Origin of the sequence: Ruminococcus albus AD2013, assembly GCF_000526775.1 — a bacterium.
Lineage (GTDB): Bacteria > Bacillota > Clostridia > Oscillospirales > Ruminococcaceae > Hominimerdicola > Hominimerdicola alba_A.
Map to the genome: position 1 here is coordinate 1,327,283 of NZ_JAGS01000001.1, position 22,128 is coordinate 1,349,410.

The window sequence follows — 22,128 nt, forward strand, 5'->3', positions numbered from 1 at the left end:
GCAAAACATCTCTCTGTAGTTAATTTCCTTAGATTTACAGTTTTTTACAGTAGCACAAAATGCGCTAAAAACTAAATACGTGATAACGTTACATCACATGAAACAAAGCTTTTCAGGACATTAGACTGATTATCGTCTTTTTGAAGATCACGTTTGATCTCCGATCTATGATAATTGATATCACAAACCCGATAATCACAACATAAAAACGGCTTGTCCACTAACAGAACAAGCCGTTTACTATTATATTTATATATTTAAATCAGATCTATCAAAGCTCGCTCATTTCCTGAGCTATGATATCCTCAGTATCAGCCATTGCCCGCATGGTGAGTTCAAGCAGCTTGTCAAGCTCCCAGCCCAGCTGATCTGCGCCTCTGCCGATGACTTCTCTCGAACAGCCGGCAGCAAAACCCTTGCTTTTGTATTTCTTTTTCAGAGATTTCAGTTCCATATCCTTTGTGCTCTTTGAAGGTCTCATGAGAGCTGCAGCACCAATCAGACCAGTCAGTTCATCAGCAGCGAACAGAACTTTCTCCATCTCGTGTATAGGCTCAACATCTATCGTAACGCCACAGCCGACAGTTATGCCGTAGCCGTGAGAACATACCCCATGTATGATATCATCACTGACACCGCCTTCTCTCAGCAGTTCGGGAGCTTTTATGCAGTGTTCCTCAGGATATAATTCAAAATCTATATCATGAAGCAGACCAACTATCCCCCAGTATTCAGCATCATCGCCATATCCGAGTTCTGCCGCATACCATTTCATAACCGCTTCAACAGTAAGCGCGTGCTGTAGATGGAAATGGTTCTTGTTGTACTTTCTGAGCAGCTCAAAAGATTCGTTTCTTGATATCATTATCTTCTCCTCCTTATTATATAAACAGACTCATATCGCTCTGTTCGCCGCAACCTATAAATGTGGCTGCACCGCCAAGCTCAACACCGTCTATCAGTTCTTCACGATGTATGCCCATTATGTCCATGGACATCTGGCAGGCAACTATCCGCACACCCTGGGCTTTAGCGGAAGCAATCAGCTCTTCAAGGGAGTTTACGCCCTTGCTTTTCATTACCGAGCGTATCATTTTAGCGCCCATTCCACACATATTCATACGGGAAAGACCCAGCTTTTTTGTTCCTCTCGGCATCATGAATCCGAACATTTTTTCAACTATGTTCTTTCCGATCCTTACTTTTTCGGGTCGGCGGAGAACATTCAGCCCCCAGAAAGTAAAGAACAAAGTTACTTCTCTGCCCATTGATGCCGCCGCGTTTGCCATTATAAAAGCTGCTATGGTCTTGTCAAGATCACCGCTGAAAAGAACAAAGGTCTTTCCGTTTGGGCGTATATCCGATATTTTCTTTGGCGGCTGTTTTTCTATGACAGCTTTTATATCTCTGCCTTCGTTTTCAAGGCTCACCAGCCTGTTGCCTGTACGTTCACACCATACGGCTATGTCCGAAGAAAATGCTGCTTCGTCCGAAACAATATCCAGACGCTGACCGTATGCCATATCTTTAAGCGCTTCAGCAGTGCGCACCACGGGTCCCGGACAGCAAACTCCCCTTATGTCTAGCTCACGGTGCGGAATTGCTTCTGTCTGTTCTTTATAGGCGGTGTATCCACCATCTATATTGTACGCATCGTATCCCATGTCAGTTAGTATTTCTGTTATTTCTTCGCTGAGATCGCCTGTGGAACAGATGACATATACAGGCTTGTTTTTGTCCACCTCGGAAAGCCTTTTAGTAAGCTCCGAGAACGGTATGTTCAGTGCAGAATATATCGGCTTGATCTGCACTTCATACTCCTCACGGATATCCAGCAAAGTTATACCGCTTTTATCGATTTTCAGAAATTCCTCAGCCGAGATATGCTTTATAATAGTTTCTTCCATTTCACCATCTCCCTTTCCATTAACATATTATATATAGGATACACCTTTTCCAAAAGGATTTCAATGAAGAAAGAATTAATAACATATTAAATCTATTGACTAACTATGATTTAAATGATATAATACTAAGGTATTAAATATAAGGAGGATCACCGATGCTGGATCAGTTTTCAAGAACACAACTGCTTATAGGAAAAGAAGGCATTGACAAGCTGTCTTCTGCAAGGGTGGCAGTGTTCGGTATAGGCGGCGTGGGAGGATATGTTTGCGAGGCGCTTGTGCGAAGCGGAGTTGGGGCTTTCGATCTTATCGACGATGACAAGGTGTGCCTGACAAATCTTAACAGACAGATATTAGCTACACGAAAGACCGTAGGCAAATACAAAGCTGAGGTCATGGCCGAGAGGATGAGGGAGATAAATCCCAATGTGGATATCCGCATACACAAATGTTTTTTTCTGCCTGAAAATGCCGATGATTTCCTTTTTGAGGAATACAGCTATATTATCGACGCGGTTGATACTGTGACGGCAAAGCTTGAGATCATAATGCGTGCAAAGGCGAAGAAAGTTCTGATAATAAGCGCTATGGGCGCAGGCAACAAGCTGGACGCGGGACGTATGCAGATAGCCGATATCTATGATACAAAAGTATGTCCCCTTGCAAGGGTCATGCGATACGAGCTGAGAAAAAAAGGTGTTCAGGAACTGAAAGTAGTTTACTCGGATGAGATTCCCACCCGCCCCATCGAGGATATGTCCATAAGCTGCCGCACACATTGTATATGTCCCCCTGATGCGAAACACAAGTGTACCGAGCGCAGGGATATCCCCGGAAGCACAGCTTTCGTACCTGCGGTGGCAGGTCTGCTTATTGCCGGTGAGGTGGTAAAAGATATCACGACCGGCTATCACAAGGCAAAGAAAAGGAGATGAATGTATGTCAGCAGATATCGTTATAAAGCAGGCGGAGCTTTCCGACCTTGATGAGCTTCACCATATAGAATGTCTTGCATTTCCGCCCGAAAAGGCAGCATCTAAAGAAGCTTTTGAATACCGTCTTACACATTTTCCCCAGTGGTTTTTCAAGGCTGAGACCGCAGGGCATATAGTCGGTCTTATCGATGGCAGCCGTTCAGACAAGCCTTATATAACCGATGACCTCTACGAACAGGACAGCGGGTTCGATAATAACGGTGAACATCTGCTGATATACGGGCTTGCAGTACACCCCGATCATCGCCATAAAAAGATAGCACATAACCTTATGGCGAATATACTTTCTTACGCAAAATCGGCAGGCATACATCATGTATCATTGACCTGCAAGGAATCTCTTATCGGTTTTTATGAGAGCATGGGATATTCAAACCACGGCATATCCGAATCTGTAAAAGGAAATGTTGTGAGCTATGATATGGAAGTATATCTTGGCAAATAACGAGGGACTGATATGAGTGATATAACAATAAGAAAAGTTTCGGTGAATGACGCAAAGGAACTTCTGGATATATATTCCTACTATGTAAAAAACACAGCCATCACATTTGAATATGAAGTGCCGAGCATCGAAGAATTTTCGTGCAGGATAAGGGATATCACCAAACGCTATCCATATCTTGCCGCCGAAATGAAAGGCAGGATGATCGGGTTTGCTTATGCCCACGAATTCATAGCACGAAAGGCTTATGACTGGTCAGCAGAAGTTACCATTTATGTTGACCACAGAGAAAAAAAGCAGGGCATCGGCAGATTTCTTTATAGCGAGCTTGAAAAATATCTTCGGGCTATGGGTGTGATAGACCTGTACGCCTGCATAGGTGTGCCGAATGGTGAAGCTGACGAATATCTCGATTTTAACAGCTTTGATTTTCATAAGCATATGGGCTATGAACTCAGGGGGACTTTCCCGAAAAGCGGATACAAATTCACGCGGTGGTATGATATGGTATGGCTTGGTAAGACAATAGGCGAACATCTTGATATACAGCCCGATATCACAGTTTTCGATAATATACAAGAGGTAGCGGATCATGGCACTGACAAATGAACAGATAGATCGATATTCAAGACACATACTGCTAAAAGAAGTAGGTGTGCGCGGTCAGAAAAAACTGCTTGAAGCCAAGGTACTTGTGATAGGCGCGGGCGGTCTTGGCTCCCCTGCTTTGATGTACCTTGCGGCAGCGGGAATAGGAACAATAGGCATAGCCGACGCCGATAATGTTGATATCACAAATCTGCAAAGACAGATAATCCACGGCACCGAAGATATCGGCAAGCCTAAAGCTGACTCCGCAAAGGAGACCATAAATACTCTGAACCCCGATGTCAAAGTGATAACATATCACGAATACATATCTTCGGAGAATATTCTCCGGATAATAAAAGACTACGATTTTATCATCGACGGCACTGATAATTTTGCGGCAAAATTTCTGATAAATGATGCCTGCGTTTTGGCTGAGAAGCCTTTCTCCCACGCGGGCATACTGCGTTTTCAGGGACAGCTGATGACCTACGTTCCTCACAAAGGACCATGTTATCGATGCGTTTTCACCGAACCGCCTGAAAAAGGTGCTGTGCCGTCATGCAAGGAAGCAGGAGTCATCGGAGCTATGGCAGGGGTGATAGGAAGCCTGCAGGCTCTGGAAGCTATAAAATATATTCTTGGCACGGGTGATTTACTGACAGGAACTCTTCTGACCTATAACGCGCTGACTATGGAGTTCAGAAAAGTTCCTCTGCCGAAAGAAAATACAGGCTGTGCAGTATGCGGTAATAACCCGACAATTACTGCACTGGAAGACTGCAATTATCAGCCGCCTGAGTGTCATATATAAACGTGAAGTATAATAAGTTTTTTACGAAAGGTGATATAAATGGAAATACCCAACGATATAGAACTTTCAGTTGTAAAAAAGTTCCGTCAGACTATATGGTCAAAATTTCTCAAAGGAATAAAGGAATACGATCTGATACAGGAGGGCGACAAGATCGCTGTCTGTATTTCGGGAGGAAAGGATTCAATGCTGATGGCGATGTGCATGAAACGTCTGCAGCGATATTCAAAGATACCATTTGAAGTGGTTTTTCTGGTGATGAATCCGGGTTATAACGAGATAAACTATCAGAAAATAATCGAAAATGCAGAACTTTTGCAGATACCGATCAGAGTGTTTGAAACTGAGATTTTCGATGCAGTTGCAAAGGTGGATCAGCACCCGTGCTATCTCTGCGCGAGAATGAGAAGAGGATATCTATACAAGACCGCAAAGGAACTTGGATGCAACAAGATAGCACTTGGACACCACTTTGATGATGTTATCGAAACTATCCTAATGGGTATGCTGTACGGCTCTCAGGTACAGACCATGATGCCAAAGATACACAGCGAAAACTACGAGGGTATGCAGCTTATTCGACCTATGTATATGGTACGCGAGGAAGATATAATCAAGTGGAAACAGTACAACGACCTGCAGTTTATCCAGTGCGCCTGCCGGTTCACCGAGAACTGCACTATGTGCGATAACGGTGGCGGCGGTTCTAAGCGTCAGGAGGTCAAAACACTGCTTAAACAGCTGAGAGCAAAAAGTCCTGCCATAGATATGAACATATTCCGCAGTGTAGAAAACGTAAACCTGCAAACCATCATCTCATATCACCGTGGTGAAGAATACCATCATTTTCTTGATGATTTCAATGATGGAAGAAGCGTCAGAGGAACTATTGCGGAGGTTTGCGATGAGTGATATCTATCTTGATTATTCAGCTGATACTCCCCCTGATGAACGCGTCATTTCGGTATATACAGAAACAGCAAAAAATGCATTCGCTAATCCGAATTCAATCCACAATGAGGGTAAAAAAGCAAAAACCGCAGTGGACGATTCTCTTGTAAAAATATCAAGTTTGCTGGGTGTATCACCTGATGAACTTATATTCACAAGTGGTGCCAGCGAAGCAAATAATCTTGCTATAAAGGGCATAGCCTATAGCCGCAGGCGCAAAGGCAAGCACATCGTTTCTACATTTCTTGAACACAGTTCCGTAGGCGGTGCGCTTACATATCTGCAGGAACAAGGCTGGGAGATAGACCTGGTGAATATCCTGCCTAACGGCAAAGTCGATACCGAACATCTGAAAAGTCTTATACGCGATGACACAGTGCTTTGTGCGGTATGCGCCGTTGACAGCGAACTGGGCACAGTTCAGCCGATCTCCGAGATCGCTGAAATAGTAAAAAGCTATCCCAACTGCGTTCTGCACGTTGACGCGACTCAGACAATAGGCAAAACAAAGCTCGTTCTGACAGGCGTACATACAGCCAGCTTTGCACCACACAAATTCTACGGGCTTAAAGGCTTCGGTGTTCTGTACAAAGCTAAAAACATCGTGCTCGAACCTCTTATTCACGGCGGTGCAAGCACCACTATATACCGCAGCGGAACACCAGATGCACCTGCTGCTGCCGCCTGTGCTGCTGCATTCGGATATGCTATTGATGAATACGATGAGCGCATCGCCAGAGTAAAAAAGCTGAACAGAAAGCTTAGGGAGCATTTTTCAGAAAATGACAGGATATTGATAAACAGCCCAGAGGACGGTGTCCCACACATACTAAACATATCCGTCAAAGGCATTAAGGGCGAGGATATTCGCCACCTTCTGGATGAGCAGGGAGTTTGTGTATCGGTCAAATCCGCCTGCTCGGTGGCGAACACGCCCTCTAGGTCTGTAATGGCGCTTTTTCACGACAGAAAGCGTGCTCTCAGTTCATGGCGTATAAGCCTTTCACACCTGACAACCGAGGAAGAGCTAGAGCGTTTTCTTGAAATTCTAGAAAGCATTATTCTCTGATTTAGCGGACAGATCAAGCTAAGTATCATGGCAATATATGGTTATCCCTTTGGCTCATCAAGGCAAAGCCTGTTTTTCCATAATAAGATTGCTTATGCAGCTTTCCCCCTCCGACGCAGTCGGAAAAATGTAACATAATTTTTCCCTCTCTATCAGGTATTTTAAGTGGTATGATAAGTGATAGTAAGATCAGATATTTTCAGGACTGTTATATAATTACACTTTCCTTATAAAAATTAACTTCGTCATATTTGCTAAATTCCAAATAATGTAATTCATTGTTATTCACAAATATTTGTGTATAAAATAAATAGAATGATTAAACTGCTTGATGAAAATAAATGAATATGATATAATAATTAACGTTAAGGTTCATCATATTATTTTTTCTTAGGGTAACACAGTGTATCCCGCGAATAAATCTATTTTTGAGGAGGAAAGAAAAAATGAAAGTTCGCAAAACATGGAAACGTTTAGCTGCCGCATCGCTGGCAATTACTCTTGTTGGTGGTGCAGTACCAGCAAACATAGGCGCATTTGATCTTTCACGCAGTATTTCTGTTGTGGCAAGCGCTGAATCGGAAATCAGCATTTCAAATGCAACCGTAACAATGAAAGCGCACTCAGCCAAAGTTCAGTCCGTAGAACTTAACGGCACAAAATTACAGAAAGACATCGATTACACCGTCTCCTATTCCCAGACCGATTCCGACGGAAAAATCACTGAATTTTCTGCACCCCCGAAACAAACAGGCAACTATAAAGCTGTTATCACGGGTATAGGCGATTATCAGGGCGTTATAACAAGATCGTTTGATATCGTAGGAAGCGGTTATGATGGTATTTCCATAATTGACGCTGGTCAGGGCCTCCATACACCTTCAGATGAGCACCTTTTTCTGATATTTGACAAAAAACAAAATACCAAGTGGTGCAGCAGAGTTATAAACTCAGGCGTATATGCAAACAGAGACAGTGACTGGCTGCTGTTCGAGGCTGATACGCCTTTTGCTATCCATAACTATGTTCTGACTACCGCAAATGATACTTCACGCTACCCGGGCAGAAACTGGAAAAGCTGGCGTATCTACGGAAGCAACAGCGAAGCGGCAGCAGATTACACTCCTTCTTATACCGAACATAAAGTTACAGACATAGACGAAGATATCTGGTCACTTGTAAATCAGGTAACAGACGATACTGTTTTACAGCCTGTGAATTATACGGAATTTGCCTATGCTGTTCCTCATAACAGGATAAAATATAAGTACTATCTGCTTATTATCGATGATATCGTAGATACAACCGATAATATCCAGCAGATGTCTGAAATTGAGTTCAATGCCGTTCTGCCTGTCTCCGTTACCCATGTTGATGCAGTACCTGCCGGCTGCCTTAACGCAGGCAATATCGAACACTGGTACGACGAGTACAACGATAAGTATTATCTCGATGAAGAAGCACAAAACGAGGTAGACGAGGAAGACGTCATTATCCCCGCGTCAGGTCACAGCTACGGCAGACCCGAATGGAAGTATGACGCTAAAAACCACACAGCAACTGCAACTTTCAAGTGTGAGAACTGCGAAGATGTTCAGACTGTTGATGCGACCATCACTTCAAAGACAACCAGTCCGACTTACGTAAAAGAAGGTAAGAAAGTTTATACCGCTGCCGTAAAATTGAACGGTAAGACCTACACCACAAACAAGACAGTGATCTTAGACAAACTCACCTACACTCCTCCTACGATCACCTGCTTAAAGGGCGATGGTGCAGTAAAACTCCAGTGGACTGATGTAAAGGGTGCTGAAAAATACGCAGTTGCAGGTTTTATAAGCGGCAAATGGAGAATATTAGATCAGGGTGAGGGTACTTCATACGTGCTTAAAAACCTCCAGGCTGGCAAGGAATACAAGGTATGTGTAGCAACAAAACTGAACGGCGAATGGTTCACCGATCCCTCCAATGCAATCGTAGTTACACCGAAACTCAAGCCTGTAAAAGACAATCCCGCTGTTACCTATGCAAAGGGTAATAACGCTGTAAAACTCAGCTGGGACGCTGTTGAAGGTGCTGAAAAATATGCAGTTGCAGGCTTTATAAACGGCAGATGGAAGATACTGGCTGAGGGCATAGGTACTTCATATGTGCTCAAAGACCTCAAAGCCGGCTATCAATACAAGGTAGCTGTATCCGCTATGTTTAATGGAAAATGGAACACAGATTTCAGCAATGCGATAACTGTGACCCCGAAATAAATATCCTGTCCCAAGTTCCGTACACAGGACAATTAGGGAAATATAAGCTTTAAACGGATAACAGCTCATGCTCCCGCTAAAGCAGTTACGGTCGTGATATACCGATCTCGACTGATCATCAATTACCCGAATATAACGAAACATACAAGCGGCAGGGACAACAGTCCTTTGCCGCTTTATTTATCGGAATGCTGATTTGTTGGATTAATGTTTGCTGTATGGTTTAAACATACAAATGTATAAATATTTATATGATTTCCACAATGAGACATATGACTTAACAACGCAAAAAATCTTCAACATAATATAGCCCTGCCGATCTTACATTTTAAGTGATGAGATAAAATGATAATCGTATAATACTTTGCTTTATGTTGATAGGCAATTGACTTATCGGCGAAGATGCAGTATAATAAATAATAAGGACAAGTAATATGCTTACTCTTGAAATCGGCGTTGACCATGCTCTTTAGTAGCATCGGATCCATTTATAAGAAATAACATAATTACTGGAAAATTGACAGCATTTGAAAAAGGAGAAATCAATGGATTATAAGGTTTTAGACGATTTTGAAAAATTGAGTGATGTAAGCCCTGAGACTATAAAAAAATATGAGGATAAACTGCCTTCCGAGTGGATCGAGTTTTGGAAAGAATATGGATACGGTTCGTTCATGAACGGATATTTCAGGGTGATCGCTCCTGATGTTTACAAGGATTTTTATAAAGAAAGCACTTTGAGATTATACAAACAGGAACCTGTTCCTGTTATAGTTACTGCTTTTGGAGATATTATTGCTTTTATAACTACTTTTAAAGATGGTAAGTTGAAATGGAGTCTGGAGTGTGCATATTACAGATATATGCGTAACAATTTTTTCCTGCCGTCACTAGATCATTTCTTTAAAGGTCTATGCAGCCTCGAGGCTTATGGTAATGAAGAACAATATACGTTCATAAAGTACTCCGAGGCAGTAGACAAACTCGGGGAACCAGAATACGATCAGTGTTTCGGATATGATCCGATATTGACAAAGCGGAGCAAAGAAAAACTGAGTGATCTTCGTATCGTAGATACAAAGGATTACTTAAAAGCAGTATTTGAACAGAATGGACGTATCGAAGATCTTATGCCCGACGGAAAAACTATAGATGTTTCATATGCTGCAAAAAAAGAAAAGAAACCCAAGAGAGTCATCGTTGACAACCCTTATGAGTTAAAGCCGATCAATGAGCCTGCACTTAAATTTGATAATTTAAATTTCAAATTATGTATCATACAGGTGCTTATGTATGAGAAGGAGCTTCTTAAACCTAAATTCGATATTTATGAGTTTGCCAAATGCTATCCGCCCCGTGAGATAAATATTGATGATGAAGGCTATGATCCGATCAAACCTGCCATCGAGTATTTTAAGAAACTAGAGATCCCGTCATCTCTTGCCCCCGAGATTGAAGAGATCATTATGGATGGCGGCGATGATATCTACGGTCAGATCTATCCGTTCTGGGATGGAGAGGATGATTATTTTGACCTGAAAAGAGTTTCAGATGCAGAGCTTTCTCAATTTCCGAATCTAAAGCTCATACAATTGATAAACAGCCCTGAAAATCTAAGCAAAACGCTGATAAGCAGGCTAAAGAAACATGGGATCGAAATTAAGGAATAAAATACAGATAAACCGCTTATTATTCCAGACAGATATAAAACGGCAGGGAGAGCACTCTTCCTGCCGTTTTTTCAAAAGATATCTTAGCCATTGTAAGTTTCGTCCTTGGTGATATGCCAGTTGTTATATATATAGGAGAGATATAAAATACGTCTTTCCTCGTTATTTTCAATGGCGACCACCGCGCCTTTAACATTTTTAGCTTTACCTGCTATACTTGCGGCAGACGATTCGTTATCGTATTGCATATCGATTCTAATGATCTTACATTTGGGGTATTTACGTTCAATGGTGTCAGTCATCTTTCTTCCACTTCGGTCTTTGTTCGGGGTGATAATCCGAATAAGTATGATGAACGGAAGCAGAAGTATCAGAAATAAAAAGTTCAGTTTATTCAAGATGTAACCTCCCTGCGTGATTTGTTACAGATTCAAATACAGTATATCATAAAATCGGCTCAAAGTACAGCGCATTAAATGAACTTTTTCGTTTTATATGCTTTTTCTTTCGGTATTACGGCTTTTGCGAAACTTCCGTGAAATCATATAATTGACTTCTACCAGAAATTTCTACCTTTTTTCTACCAAAATCACTCTTTTTCGATTCTTTCTATTTCGTCCTCGGTTTTGTCACAGTATATTATATAATTACACGGCTGCGGGCTGTGACTTGTCCGCAGAGGTATCTTTCTTCTTTTTTCTGCTGTTTGACTTCTTTGGTGCTTCTTCCGGTGCAGTCTCTTTTCAGCCTTCCGCAAGCTGGTTATTGTTCATAAAGAACACTCCTCGTCTTTCTGGATTTAGCCCCGCAAGCGATTGACTTTTTCGGTGCGGTTTGGTATAATAAGGTATGTAAAGGGACGGTTTGACCGCTTGAAAGATCAGTATTTTTCAATAAAACCATTATCGGGAATTTTGTAAAATGGAAAAAGAGATAAAAGCGTTTATAAATCTTTGGGTTGGAAAAAGACTTGAAAGTCTTAACTGCATATGTGAAATGCTTGATTTCTGTTTCAACGATAATCTCGTTTTGCATGGACTTGGATTAACCCGCATTTTTCTAAAAGATGACCTTATAATAACAACGATTGATTACAACTCATGGGATCAAACTGATAGTAAACACAATGATGAATGGTTCAACACAGAAAAATATAAGGATCAGATAATTGGCGGAAAAGTCACTAATATATCAATTAGTAAGTCCAACGATTTGTTTCTTGAACTGGATAATGGTGTGAGAATAGAATGCTTTGTTGCCAATGCTTATCCGCATTATGCCGAGGAATGTGAGCAATGGCTTTTATTTGAACACACCGAAGATCATTCAGGAAGGTTTCTGACAGCGTATAATAAAAGATTATCGTTTGACTAATCATGTATTGAGCTAACCTCAAGCAGCAAGGACACCCTTGCTGTTTTTATTTACTCCTCTCCGTTTTCTACTGATAATACATCTTGCCATTATAAAGATTCTCCACGATCTCAGAGCGGACAATAGTCTTTTTGACTTTAGATGTGTAGCTTGTGGACTTGCCGTCAAGAAGCCCCTCTACCTGGGCTTCGGAAAGCTCCACGACGTACACCTTAGCGATATTCATACCGCACTTGCCCTTGCAGTAATAAGCGGGTCATGGGCTATGACGTAAAGCCGAATGCTGCGCACCTGAAACTGGCTGAATGGGAGAAACAAGGAAAACTTCGTGCTATAATTACGCAGAATATCGATGGCCTGCACCAGGCTGCAGGAAGTAAAAAAGTGATAGAACCGCACGGCAATACCATGCACTGCCACTGCATGAGATGTAATAAATCCTATAAAATATCTGCCATCTTGGAAACAGAAGGCGTACCTCGATGCAAAATATGTCACGGGATCATCAAACCCGATACAGTTTTGTACGGCGAAAAACTGGATAAGCACCTGCTTGAAAAAGCTACGGCTTATATCAGAAAGGCTGATATGCTGATCGTTGGTGGAACATAACTTACGGTGAATCCAGCAGTTAGTTTGGTGCATGAATTCAAAAATAAGCCCCTTGTCATCATCAATCTTGGGCTTACGCCAATGGATGAACGTGCGGACTTACGTATTTATGACAAAATCGGACAGGTTTTTTCCGCGATTTAATGGATACGTTATGAGATAATATCGCCCCGCAACCGTATTATAACGGAAACGGGGCGAATATTTATGTTCGTTGGTAATCAGGAGATTATGCAGGTATCTATATTTTACCCTATGATAGCGTATCGCTTTCCAAGTGAATGCTGACCAAATCTGTATTCAGGGTTTCATTAAATATCTACTCTTATCCACTGTGCATCAGCAAGCTTATTGTTTTCGGCATAAGCTTTTGCCTTATATTCGTTCCATTTATTCTGAGCTTCATCACCGTGGAGTGCATTCGGATCATCTTTGGCTTTGGCACTGATCCTAAAGTCCCACATTGTTCCTTCGTACAGCGTGTAATACGCGATAGGAAGCTGACTGGGATCTGGTTCATCATAATCTGTTACAAGATTTGCTTCTACCGCCAAAGACTGTGTAGAAGGATCATAACGGTAGATTTCTGCTTCATGAAGAGCTGCTCCGCCTGATCCGTCTGAGTGGAAATATAAACCGCCAACGTATTCAGTGCTTGATCTTGTCCAGCTTGAAGCAAGATTTTTATAATCACCGTTTGGGGTGATCACAACAAATCCTTCACACATATAGGATGTTACTCCTTCATTGTCAGTATATTTATTACCAATAAAAAGTTCATACTCACCGTCATTGTCAATGTCGGTAAACGTATAGCTGAAGCCTTTGGTACAAAGTTCAAGACATACGCTGGTCGATTCACTGTCAGTATTCTCAGGACCTTCATAATACATGGAACCTTCACGTATTGCTTCGGAAAGGCCTTCAATAAACGGATCAAACCTGTCATCAGTGACCTGCGCATTGTTTTCTTCCACTTCTGAATCATCTTCCTTAGCTGTTTCAGAAGTGATATTTGATGTTACTACGGGTTCGGGAACAGTTGTAACTGCTGTTGTTTCTGCAATAGATTCAACTGTTTCTGCATCGGTTGATTCTTCTGTGACTGTTTCAGATGCTGTTGTTTCCGCGGCTTCATTACGTTCGTCAGTATCATCGACTTTGCCGCAGGCAGAAAATACTGCAGCTATAAGTGAAGCCATTAACAAAGCTGTCACTCTTCCAGATAAATTATTTTTCAATTTAATTATCCTTCTTTCAAAAAATATAATCGACCATGTTTTGGTAGCACGACCTTATATACTTTATCATACAACGTATCAAATGTCAATGATCTGTTTGAGAAATCAGCACTTTCTTTATAAAAATAATTATTTAAACTTGAATTTAACACAAAATCAACCATGCAAATGTAAACTCAGGTTTACATCTTTGCACGTCTCAATTGACAAAGCTGAAAAAGCAGACAAAGAATCTCAGAAAATAACCGAAAACTTTCAGAAAATATATATCGAATTATACAAAGAAAAAATGCTGCTTGACACCATGAAACAATTGCTGGGAAGCTGCATTCAAGAGCTTAATACAGCTTCTGCTGCATTGAGTGAGCATATGAAAACCAAAGACAAAAATGCTGACTGGAAATACTATCATATGCTTGCGGATAAAAGGCTGAATGACCTTGTTCTCTCGACAAATATAGCTTCACAGTGTATTATGATGATATCTGATATGTACGCCCGCAATAGTGCTTTGTCACAGCGGATAGAATCACCGAAGGTAAATACTCTGGTTCTGTGGAGAGCAGGTATCGAAGCACTAAGAAATGCTCCCGACAAAGATAAGATGGATAGGGTCTGTGGTATAGAAGACGTGATTTCAACAGCTATTTCTAATATCATAATACGGTAAATCCTTAATGCTTGACAGTAATTGGAAAATAGGAAAACGATACCATATCCGATTTGTGCGAAATATCCATAAAAACATTATTTAATAAAATATTGTTGATATTCTGTGACAATATTTATTTACAATCGTTGACTATGGTTTTAGCGTGTGATATAATTTAATTACTACATTATATTATCGGGCTGAGTGATGATCAGCCTAAAATTAACAGGAGGAAAACAAAATGAATAAAAACAGCAGAAAGCTGGCAATACTGCTGGCTGCACTTATGGCTGTAAGCATGACCGCTTGCAGCAGCGGAGATGATAATTCATCTGAGGCAGAGACTACAACAACTACTACAGCTGCTACAACAACAGCTGCGGATGAGACCACTACTGATGAAGAACCTGCAGAGGAAACTCCAGAAGAGAAAGACTCCGAAGTCACTGCGCAGGAGGATATCCAGTTCGACCCCGCAGATTTCAAAAAGGCTGAACTCAAAACAGCACAACTCAAGGAAGTTGCAAAGTTCTCCAGCAAGGATATCGATTTCTGGGGCGATACAGACAGCCTGATCTATTCCAAGATAGATGATAAAACTATAGCTTGCTGTAACTATAAGGGTGAAAAGCTCGTTGATGGCAAGGCTTTTAATGTTGAGAAACTCGATCATACAGATCTTTACACATACTCTGTAGAAAAGGACGGTATGATCTACTCCGGTCTTATCGATGCTGAGGGTAATATTGTACAGGCTGCTGATAATGGTGTTGGACTTTACAAATCCCTCAATGATCATTTCCTTATAGCATTTTTCCCTGAGGCTGAGACCGACAATGAGGACGAAGCTATCTACTACGTTACCGCAACTCAGTTCTCAATTAAGGTAAATGATGGAGATGTTCTCTACAAGGGCAAGGTGAAGGTATACGATATCGAAAGCAAAAAGTATCTTGAGAACACTACTGTTACTACATCTCCAAACTACAGTGCATATGGTGATCTCGTAAGCTTCTCTGACGATGATAATAATAGAGTATGGGTTAACTCTGAGGATAAAGTACTTGAACTTGGATATGAATATAATACTGTAGGCAACAATATGCTCGTAGGTCAGACAGAAGATGGTAGAATTGTATATGACCATGAGCTCAACCCTCTGTTCAGTACAAAGTATACGATCTCCGAAATGTCTTCCACTGAGGATTTCTTCATGCTGTACGATGGTGAAACCAAAAAGGCTGGTATCATGTACAAGAACGGTGCCATAGTCCTCGAACCTAAATATGGCAATATTACATATGCAGGCAACGGTTTCTTCACTTATACAAACGGTGAATACGGAGACAAAGTAGGTCTGCTTGCTCTCGACGGCACAGAGATAACCAAGGAAGACTATAAGTCCATCAGAGACTTTGATATACCCGGTTACTTCAATGCTGAAAAAGAAGACGGCAAGACCGACATCATCGATGAGACAGGCAAGGTTATCGTAGCTGATCAGGACTATGGTTTCTCAGAAACAGCAAGCTATGTCAAGGAAAGCGATACTTACGATTTCATGGTATGGGAAAAGAATGAACCCGCACTTAAGCTGCCTTCAGGAACATACATCGGTAAGAATATGGTATTCTCAAATAAGGAGAAAGCCGTATTCGATCAGGTAACTGGTAAAAAGCTGGTTGAAGATGTTGATAAGGCACATATGGCATATGGCTACCTCATAATTACAAAGGGCGACAATTCAACTACTTATTCTGTAGAATAATAATAAAGGATTATACAATCCAAAGCAAATAAAAGCTTAGCTGATGACGAAATGTTCAGCTAAGCTTTTTATTTACGCTAAAGCACCTATAACAATACGTGGCTGTTGCTTGGTTGCAACAGCCACGTATTGTTTTTATTCAGATAAATGAATCAGCTTATCAGATTACAGTTACAATAACTGCGTTCTTGATTGCGTTATTTACGTCCCATGTACCGTTTACCTTAGCTGCGATAGCTACCTTGTAGCTCAAGCCGGGTGTCAGGTTCTTAGGAGTTACGTAAGACAGGGTCGAACCGGAGATGGACTGAGTCTGGATTCTCCACTTGCCTGCCAGATAAACTGCGATACCGTAGTTCTGAGCATTGGGAACTGCGCTCCATGTGAACTGGATCTGATGATACTGAGCGCTGTAGTTCACTCTGATATTCTGAGGATAAGTATCGCCGGAAGTCTGCTGAGGATCAGGATCGGGATTTGTATTAGTCTTCTCGGGTCCCTTGATACCTGTACCGGCTACAGCACCGATAACTTCATCAACATAGAATGAAGTTGTAGAGCTGTCAGTCTCAACGTAGATCTGCATATTGGAAGCGTCAGAGGGGATCTTGAAGTTAGTGTTTGCAAGCTGTGTCCACTCACCCTTCTTTACAGTTTCAGTAGCGATCTTTGTGTAATTTGTGGTGCCGCTGGCATCATCATACTGCATTGTGAAATGGAACTTATCGGTTGCGTCGCCTTCAGTATACTTTACTATCGCACTGAAGCTATATTCATTGCCGGGCTGGAATGCGCGAGGACTAAGTGTGTAAGTAGCACCGTTCCAAGCGCTCTCTCTGCCTGATACATACAGTGAGCTGTTGCCAACGAATGCAGTAGTGTTGCTGGAAGCTACCTTTGCAGAACCTCTTCCGGAGAAGTCATCGGTAGAACCTTCAAATCCGCAGTTGAAGTACCAGCCGTACTGATTGGGCTCAATAGGCTTAACTTCAGCGCCGCCGTTGAACTTGGAACCATCGCCCCACTGGCTGTCGGGAATGATAGAAGTTATGTAGTTATATGCGGTCTTAGGCTGATTGTTTCCATCATAAAGCAGAGGATAGTTAGGTTTGCCCTGATTATTCTTACCAACCCAGGAGTTATTATCGTTAGGACCCCATACCTGAACAAGCGTAACCTTGCCCTTGTACTTGCCGCTCTTGTTTACGTCAACACAGTGCTGGAAAATAGCCTTGTACTTATCAGCCTGCTGCTGATCCGAGAACTTTCCGCCGTCACGGGAGATATCAAGCTCAGTTACCTGAACATCGATACCCAGGCTGAGGTAATCATCCATTGCAGCGAGGTATTCCTGAGTTGAACCCCAAGAATTATATGCACTACAATCAATATGTGACTGCATACCCATACCGTCCAGCAGACCCTTGTTGTGCAGAGGAACAAGTATAGTGTTCTTTATGCAGTTTTTCTTATCACGAGCGAACTCATTGTAATCGTTGTAGTAAAGCTTACAGCCCTTAGGTGCATACTTTCTTGCATAAGTGAATGCCTTTTCAACGAATGAGTTGTTTCCATAAACTCTTACCCATGCAGAAGAACCGTTCTGTCCGTTAGTGCCGTTGGTAGGACGCAGGCCGCCGTTATTGGCTGTTCCGTCATAGATTACCTCGTTACATACGTCATAAGCGTAAAGGTTTACAGAAGGATACTGTGTAGCGTATGCATTGAACATATTTTTGATGTAGCTTTCCATACGCTGATCCATAGTGTAGGAATTTACATAGCCATTGTTGTTATTGAATCCCTGCTTGAAGAACCACTCGGGAGTCTGGCTGTGCCATACCAGTGTATGACCACGGAAAGCGATATTGTTCTTTGCGCAGAAATCAAGTATAGATGCGCAGCGGCTGAGAGATACTTTTACATTGGTATCGGTAGAACCGTTCTGAACGATAGTAGCGTCTGGCTTAGTCTCGTTCTCGCACTCGATAGCATTGTGATCCTTGAGCATTATGCCCTTGATAGCGGAATTATTAACTGTATTTCCGTTCAGGATATTACCTACACGGAAGTAGTCAGCGAACTCATCTTTCAGACCCTTGCCGTAAGGAGCTGCAGCAGCTATAGCAGCGGACTTATCAGCAGTTACCTTGACATCATCAAAGATGAAATCATCAGTATTATCGTTAGTAAGAGTCAGTTCATACTCGTAGGTGTTTTCAGGTGCCTTGTAATCACCTGTAAGTTCAGCCCACTTGCCGCCCTTGACTTTCTTTTCGTCAAGAGTTACAACAGTCACTTCATCTGTCTCTTCATCAATGTACTTCAGGGTGAGTTTGAAAGTGGTATCCTTTTCACTGAGTACCTGCATCGAATAATCGTAATCAACACCGCCGAAGAGGTAAAGACCCTTTGACGAAGCAGCGCCGTCCTCGGTTGAAGTACGACCTGTGACCTTCATACCTCTTGAAGAATCATAACCGCCGTTATCAACAGCAGTAAGTTCTATTGAGGTGTCTGTACCGTGCCAACCATCATAGTTGATCTCGAAACTGTCGTAAACGATCTCCTGCGCATAAACAGGGGCAGTTAACTGCGGCATAGCTGTTGTCAGACAGCTGAGAGCCATCAGCGATGCCAGAATTTTCTTATGCTTCTTCATAAAAAAGACCATCTCCTTAAAAATAAAATCGTTGAATAACGTGTGAAAATTTAAATATCAAAAATAACATATTGTTATTTTTTCTAACTATATTGTACAACAATCAGGGCGTATTTTCAACCTACTATTTGCAGATTAAGTGAAAAAAATGCAGATTTGCTCTTGATTTTTGTGATTAATGTGCTATAATAATAATTAGTAATCAATTATAAGCTGACAGAATGAATGAAATAACAGGAGTATATTTTAATATAAGCTATCATGTGTGCATTTATCTGCTCACAGGGTGTAAGATGTGATACCATATATAAATGGTAAGAAGGGGTATGAATATGAATACTAACAAACGCCCGCTCATTGGCGTATTGACCGCCCGAGCGTCGGAATCTGAACAGCGGCAGCTGCTCAAAGGCATACTATCTAAAGCCGATGAGCTTGACATGGATATCGCTGTATTTTCAAATGTATATAATATTTCGGAGTACTATGCAGATGTTGAGGTGGAAAACAAGGTCTACGAGCTGGTACATTCCGAACAGCTCGATGGTGTTATAGTCACTTATGAATCTCTTATTTATCCCGATATGCAGAAGAGCATCTGTGAACATATCAAGGCTCTTGATGTACCTGTTGTTATGATAGATGCAAAAATAGACGGCTTCACCTGTATAAATACAGATGTGAAGAGTGATCTGAGGGATATCGCCCGTCATCTAACCGATGTACACGGTATCAGAGATATAGATATACTGACAGGTCAGGAAGATCTTGAGACCTCACAGCTTCGTATCGAAGGCGTGAGGGAGATCATGATGGAAAGAGGTCTCCCATTCAGCGAAGAAAATGTGATATACGGCAACTTCTGGAACACCTCGGGTGAAGATCTGGCAGAGGATTACATAAGCGGAAAGCGAAGGATACCTCAGGCTGTGATATGTGCAAATGATTATATGGCTTACGGACTTCTTGATAAACTTTTCCACCACGACATATCTATCCCTGATGACCTTACAGTAATAGGATATGAACATATCGGAGAAAGGATCTATCACTCCCCTGTTCTGACCACCTATCAGCGCAACCGTGCAGCCATAGGTGCAAAAGCCGCAGCACTTATCTATTCAAAGCTCACAGGGGCTCAAATGCAGGATATCGACACTTCCGGATACATGATCCCTGGCTACACCTGTTCCTGCGGTATGGAGAAACAATATCTCCTTGAAGAACTGGTGGAGATAAGACAGATCAAGAAGTATAACGATATGAATTTCTGCGGAACATTTGAACAGCAGGCCGTCACCTGCCGATCCATCTCCGATTACATACAAACTCTGCGGAACTTTTCCAACATGATAAGAAATGTTTCAGGGATATATCTATGCCTGTATGAGGATTGGTGTACACGTTCACACAAGGCTTCTATAAAAGATTTCTCAAACAATGAACCTATGATATGTTACACCATAATCAGCCCCGACAAAGTCACGGATAACCCCGCTTTCTTCACAAGGGGTCAGCTGTACCCTTCTGAACTTATCGGTGCAGAAGACAAAAAGTTTCTCTTTTTCGTACCATTGTTTTCAGAGGGAAAGGAACTCGGACATTTCATTTTCCGGTACACCTCACCCGATACCTATGATCAGGCAATGATCGTGTGGCTGAAAATAACCGTTAATGCACTTCAGGTGCTCCGCATGAAAAATGACATCAACACCCTGCTTGAATGTACCAATCTGTCAGAGTATCATGATACTGCTACCGGACTTTACAATAAACAAGGCTTCACCAACGAACTTGCAAACGCTTGTAAAAAGCTGGGCGAAAATGACAGGCTTCCTCTTATAATGGTACGTACGGGCATCTATTCAGACGACAGCCGTATCGACAAGAAAAATCTTTTGGTAAGACTGGATATCGAGATCTCAGATTGTCTGAACCAGATCACCGCCAATATCAAAGGTTTCTGCGGAAAACTTTCAGACAAGTTGTATGTCGTTGCTTTTGAAGGGCAATTCACGGAGGAGGATATCACCCTTATCATGGATAAGTTGGAGATAATCATATCCCATTCTCCCCTTTATATTCAGGAGAGAGGCATTGACACCATATTCATGACGTCAGGACTGATCTCTGCAGAAGAAAACATTGATGAATGTATCTCAGGTCTGAGCGAAAATATCAACCTAAAGATCAAACAACTTTCCGATAAACGGCATCACGCAAACTACAATGATTACCTGCAGGTCAGAAACTCCATGTACCGCGACCCCGGAAATGAGTGGGACGCTCAGAAAACCTGCCGTGACTTCCGACTGAGCTACGGTCATTTTCGTGCCACATACAAGGATATTTTCGGCATAAGTTTCCATCAGGATCTGATAATGAGCCGCATCGCCATGGCAAAATATCTCCTGCTCACTACTACCATAGGCATACCTGCAATATCTTTCAAATGCGGTTATAAAGACGAAAAATATTTCATGCGCCAGTTCAGACAGCTGACAGGCATTACCCCAAACAGCTATCGAAACAGTTCTACCTAAGAATCAAAGGTAATTATGGTTGTCCCCTTAACACACCACAAAGTGATATATAACAATGAGTCATCGTGTTGATGTTATCCTTCCCCCGCCGCAGGCGGGGAGAGGGATAACCATCAATTATTTCTGGTTCTGATATACACCAATTAATTTGGTGTGTTAGCGAGATAACCAGAAAGGTAATTCTTAGTTAACTACTGCGAAGAAAGCCGGCAGATTTCAAAAATCTGTCGGCTTTTAACTCGTTATCTAAAGACTAATATCACTTTTCAGCCGTTGTGATTACTTTTAGCTTTGTTGAAGTGAAAGTCGAATTTATTCAGCGTATACATTCAACTTAGCACACTTTTTAATGTAACTATTAACTTAATGTAAATCACAGCTTTTCAGAAAAATCTATATCTGTAAAATTGACCATTAATCATTAATCCTTATTATTTGAATTTAACAAAAATATTAACTATCGCAAGAATTTACTTTACATACGACTATTTCTATGTTATTATAATTGTGTAGGCAAACTGAAGAGCAGTCATTTCGTTCTCGTCATTTTAGAAAAATGCTATGATATTATACACT

19 protein-coding genes are annotated in these 22,128 nt (G+C 41.6%); 13 read left to right on the plus strand and 6 right to left on the minus strand.

The features are described from left to right. Positions 1-271 precede the first annotated feature (271 nt). Positions 272-865: an HD domain-containing protein gene (locus tag N773_RS0105945; protein ID WP_024856932.1), complete on the minus strand. Its 594-nt coding sequence runs from the start codon at positions 863-865 to the stop codon at positions 272-274. A 16-nt stretch (positions 866-881) separates the two neighbouring features. Further along, positions 882-1,907, minus strand: coding sequence for a DsrE/DsrF/DrsH-like family protein (locus N773_RS0105950; RefSeq protein ID WP_024856933.1), 1,026 nt, complete (start codon positions 1,905-1,907; stop codon positions 882-884). 155 nt (positions 1,908-2,062) lie between these two features. On the opposite strand from N773_RS0105950, the gene N773_RS0105955 reads away from it, so the two are divergent. The 8 genes from N773_RS0105955 to N773_RS21095 all read left to right on the plus strand — a co-directional run bounded on the left by N773_RS0105955 (position 2,063) and on the right by N773_RS21095 (position 10,700). Next, the gene (locus N773_RS0105955) at positions 2,063-2,842 is read left to right on the plus strand and encodes a tRNA threonylcarbamoyladenosine dehydratase (protein ID WP_024856934.1); all 780 of its coding nucleotides are present in this window, start codon (positions 2,063-2,065) and stop codon (positions 2,840-2,842) included. A gap of 4 nt (positions 2,843-2,846) precedes the next feature. Continuing rightward, positions 2,847-3,347: a GNAT family N-acetyltransferase gene (locus tag N773_RS0105960; RefSeq protein WP_024856935.1), complete on the plus strand. Its 501-nt coding sequence runs from the start codon at positions 2,847-2,849 to the stop codon at positions 3,345-3,347. 12 nt (positions 3,348-3,359) lie between these two features. Next, positions 3,360-3,956 carry a GNAT family N-acetyltransferase gene (locus tag N773_RS0105965; protein ID WP_024856936.1) on the plus strand — a complete coding sequence of 199 codons (597 nt, stop codon included), beginning with the start codon at positions 3,360-3,362 and terminating at the stop codon, positions 3,954-3,956. Beyond that, the gene (locus N773_RS0105970) at positions 3,940-4,749 is read left to right on the plus strand and encodes a HesA/MoeB/ThiF family protein (protein WP_024856937.1); all 810 of its coding nucleotides are present in this window, start codon (positions 3,940-3,942) and stop codon (positions 4,747-4,749) included. The genes N773_RS0105965 and N773_RS0105970 overlap by 17 nt, the downstream gene beginning before the upstream one ends. A gap of 39 nt (positions 4,750-4,788) precedes the next feature. Beyond that, entirely contained in the window at positions 4,789-5,661 is an 873-nt protein-coding gene (locus N773_RS0105975; RefSeq protein ID WP_024856938.1) for a tRNA 2-thiocytidine biosynthesis TtcA family protein, read from the plus strand. Then, positions 5,654-6,769, plus strand: coding sequence for a cysteine desulfurase family protein (locus N773_RS0105980; protein ID WP_043537818.1), 1,116 nt, complete (start codon positions 5,654-5,656; stop codon positions 6,767-6,769). Before N773_RS0105975 ends, N773_RS0105980 begins: the two co-directional genes overlap by 8 nt. A gap of 446 nt (positions 6,770-7,215) precedes the next feature. Beyond that, the gene (locus N773_RS21090) at positions 7,216-9,030 is read left to right on the plus strand and encodes a hypothetical protein (RefSeq protein WP_024856940.1); all 1,815 of its coding nucleotides are present in this window, start codon (positions 7,216-7,218) and stop codon (positions 9,028-9,030) included. 545 nt (positions 9,031-9,575) lie between these two features. Beyond that, positions 9,576-10,700, plus strand: coding sequence for a DUF6892 domain-containing protein (locus N773_RS21095; RefSeq protein WP_024856941.1), 1,125 nt, complete (start codon positions 9,576-9,578; stop codon positions 10,698-10,700). Between the two features lie 83 nt (positions 10,701-10,783). Here the strand turns inward: N773_RS21095 and N773_RS0105995 are convergent, their stop codons facing one another. Further along, on the minus strand, positions 10,784-11,098 hold the full coding sequence (locus N773_RS0105995; RefSeq protein WP_024856942.1) for a hypothetical protein: 315 nt from the start codon (positions 11,096-11,098) through the stop codon (positions 10,784-10,786). A 523-nt stretch (positions 11,099-11,621) separates the two neighbouring features. Here N773_RS0105995 and N773_RS0106000 point away from each other — a divergent pair. Beyond that, positions 11,622-12,074: a hypothetical protein gene (locus tag N773_RS0106000; protein ID WP_024856943.1), complete on the plus strand. Its 453-nt coding sequence runs from the start codon at positions 11,622-11,624 to the stop codon at positions 12,072-12,074. A gap of 67 nt (positions 12,075-12,141) precedes the next feature. Here N773_RS0106000 and N773_RS22170 read toward each other — a convergent pair whose 3' ends face one another. After that, positions 12,142-12,300 carry a hypothetical protein gene (locus N773_RS22170; protein WP_155250859.1) on the minus strand — a complete coding sequence of 53 codons (159 nt, stop codon included), beginning with the start codon at positions 12,298-12,300 and terminating at the stop codon, positions 12,142-12,144. Positions 12,301-12,332: 32 nt separating this feature from the next. Here N773_RS22170 and N773_RS19840 point away from each other — a divergent pair, with 32 nt between their 5' ends. Continuing rightward, the gene (locus N773_RS19840) at positions 12,333-12,686 is read left to right on the plus strand and encodes an SIR2 family NAD-dependent protein deacylase (RefSeq protein WP_051454260.1); all 354 of its coding nucleotides are present in this window, start codon (positions 12,333-12,335) and stop codon (positions 12,684-12,686) included. A gap of 311 nt (positions 12,687-12,997) precedes the next feature. Here N773_RS19840 and N773_RS0106015 read toward each other — a convergent pair whose 3' ends face one another. Continuing rightward, on the minus strand, positions 12,998-13,888 hold the full coding sequence (locus tag N773_RS0106015) for a hypothetical protein (protein WP_024856944.1): 891 nt from the start codon (positions 13,886-13,888) through the stop codon (positions 12,998-13,000). A 343-nt stretch (positions 13,889-14,231) separates the two neighbouring features. Here N773_RS0106015 and N773_RS22175 point away from each other — a divergent pair, with 343 nt between their 5' ends. Together N773_RS22175 and N773_RS0106025 are read left to right on the plus strand one after the other, a co-directional pair. Next, the gene (locus N773_RS22175) at positions 14,232-14,597 is read left to right on the plus strand and encodes a hypothetical protein (RefSeq protein WP_196231606.1); all 366 of its coding nucleotides are present in this window, start codon (positions 14,232-14,234) and stop codon (positions 14,595-14,597) included. 223 nt (positions 14,598-14,820) lie between these two features. Then, complete coding sequence (locus tag N773_RS0106025) at positions 14,821-16,347, plus strand: hypothetical protein (protein ID WP_024856946.1); 1,527 nt, start codon at positions 14,821-14,823, stop codon at positions 16,345-16,347. 160 nt (positions 16,348-16,507) lie between these two features. On the opposite strand, the gene N773_RS19845 is transcribed toward N773_RS0106025, so the two are convergent. Continuing rightward, positions 16,508-19,009, minus strand: coding sequence for an endo-1,4-beta-xylanase (locus N773_RS19845; protein ID WP_043537819.1), 2,502 nt, complete (start codon positions 19,007-19,009; stop codon positions 16,508-16,510). 332 nt (positions 19,010-19,341) lie between these two features. Between N773_RS19845 and N773_RS0106035 the strand changes: the two genes are divergently transcribed. Beyond that, positions 19,342-21,552 (plus strand): substrate-binding domain-containing protein, encoded by a 2,211-nt coding sequence (locus tag N773_RS0106035; RefSeq protein ID WP_024856947.1) that lies wholly within the window; start codon positions 19,342-19,344, stop codon positions 21,550-21,552. Positions 21,553-22,128 lie beyond the last annotated feature (576 nt).

Excerpts from the sequence above, each read along its gene's own strand:
- N773_RS21090 (WP_024856940.1), top strand. The coding sequence starts at position 7,216 with ATGAAAGTTCGCAAAACATGGAAACGTTTAGCTGCCGCATCGCTGGCA.
- N773_RS0105960 (WP_024856935.1), top strand. The coding sequence starts at position 2,847 with ATGTCAGCAGATATCGTTATAAAGCAGGCGGAGCTTTCCGACCTTGAT.
- N773_RS0105955 (WP_024856934.1), top strand. The coding sequence starts at position 2,063 with ATGCTGGATCAGTTTTCAAGAACACAACTGCTTATAGGAAAAGAAGGC.
- N773_RS19845 (WP_043537819.1), bottom strand. The coding sequence starts at position 19,009 with ATGAAGAAGCATAAGAAAATTCTGGCATCGCTGATGGCTCTCAGCTGT.
- N773_RS0106035 (WP_024856947.1), top strand. The coding sequence starts at position 19,342 with ATGAATACTAACAAACGCCCGCTCATTGGCGTATTGACCGCCCGAGCG.
- N773_RS0106015 (WP_024856944.1), bottom strand. The coding sequence starts at position 13,888 with ATGGCTTCACTTATAGCTGCAGTATTTTCTGCCTGCGGCAAAGTCGAT.
- N773_RS22175 (WP_196231606.1), top strand. The coding sequence starts at position 14,232 with ATGAAACAATTGCTGGGAAGCTGCATTCAAGAGCTTAATACAGCTTCT.
- N773_RS19840 (WP_051454260.1), top strand. The coding sequence starts at position 12,333 with ATGGGCTATGACGTAAAGCCGAATGCTGCGCACCTGAAACTGGCTGAA.
- N773_RS0105965 (WP_024856936.1), top strand. The coding sequence starts at position 3,360 with ATGAGTGATATAACAATAAGAAAAGTTTCGGTGAATGACGCAAAGGAA.
- N773_RS21095 (WP_024856941.1), top strand. The coding sequence starts at position 9,576 with ATGGATTATAAGGTTTTAGACGATTTTGAAAAATTGAGTGATGTAAGC.
- N773_RS22170 (WP_155250859.1), bottom strand. The coding sequence starts at position 12,300 with ATGAATATCGCTAAGGTGTACGTCGTGGAGCTTTCCGAAGCCCAGGTA.
- N773_RS0106000 (WP_024856943.1), top strand. The coding sequence starts at position 11,622 with ATGGAAAAAGAGATAAAAGCGTTTATAAATCTTTGGGTTGGAAAAAGA.
- N773_RS0105970 (WP_024856937.1), top strand. The coding sequence starts at position 3,940 with ATGGCACTGACAAATGAACAGATAGATCGATATTCAAGACACATACTG.
- N773_RS0106025 (WP_024856946.1), top strand. The coding sequence starts at position 14,821 with ATGAATAAAAACAGCAGAAAGCTGGCAATACTGCTGGCTGCACTTATG.
- N773_RS0105980 (WP_043537818.1), top strand. The coding sequence starts at position 5,654 with ATGAGTGATATCTATCTTGATTATTCAGCTGATACTCCCCCTGATGAA.
- N773_RS0105950 (WP_024856933.1), bottom strand. The coding sequence starts at position 1,907 with ATGGAAGAAACTATTATAAAGCATATCTCGGCTGAGGAATTTCTGAAA.
- N773_RS0105975 (WP_024856938.1), top strand. The coding sequence starts at position 4,789 with ATGGAAATACCCAACGATATAGAACTTTCAGTTGTAAAAAAGTTCCGT.
- N773_RS0105945 (WP_024856932.1), bottom strand. The coding sequence starts at position 865 with ATGATATCAAGAAACGAATCTTTTGAGCTGCTCAGAAAGTACAACAAG.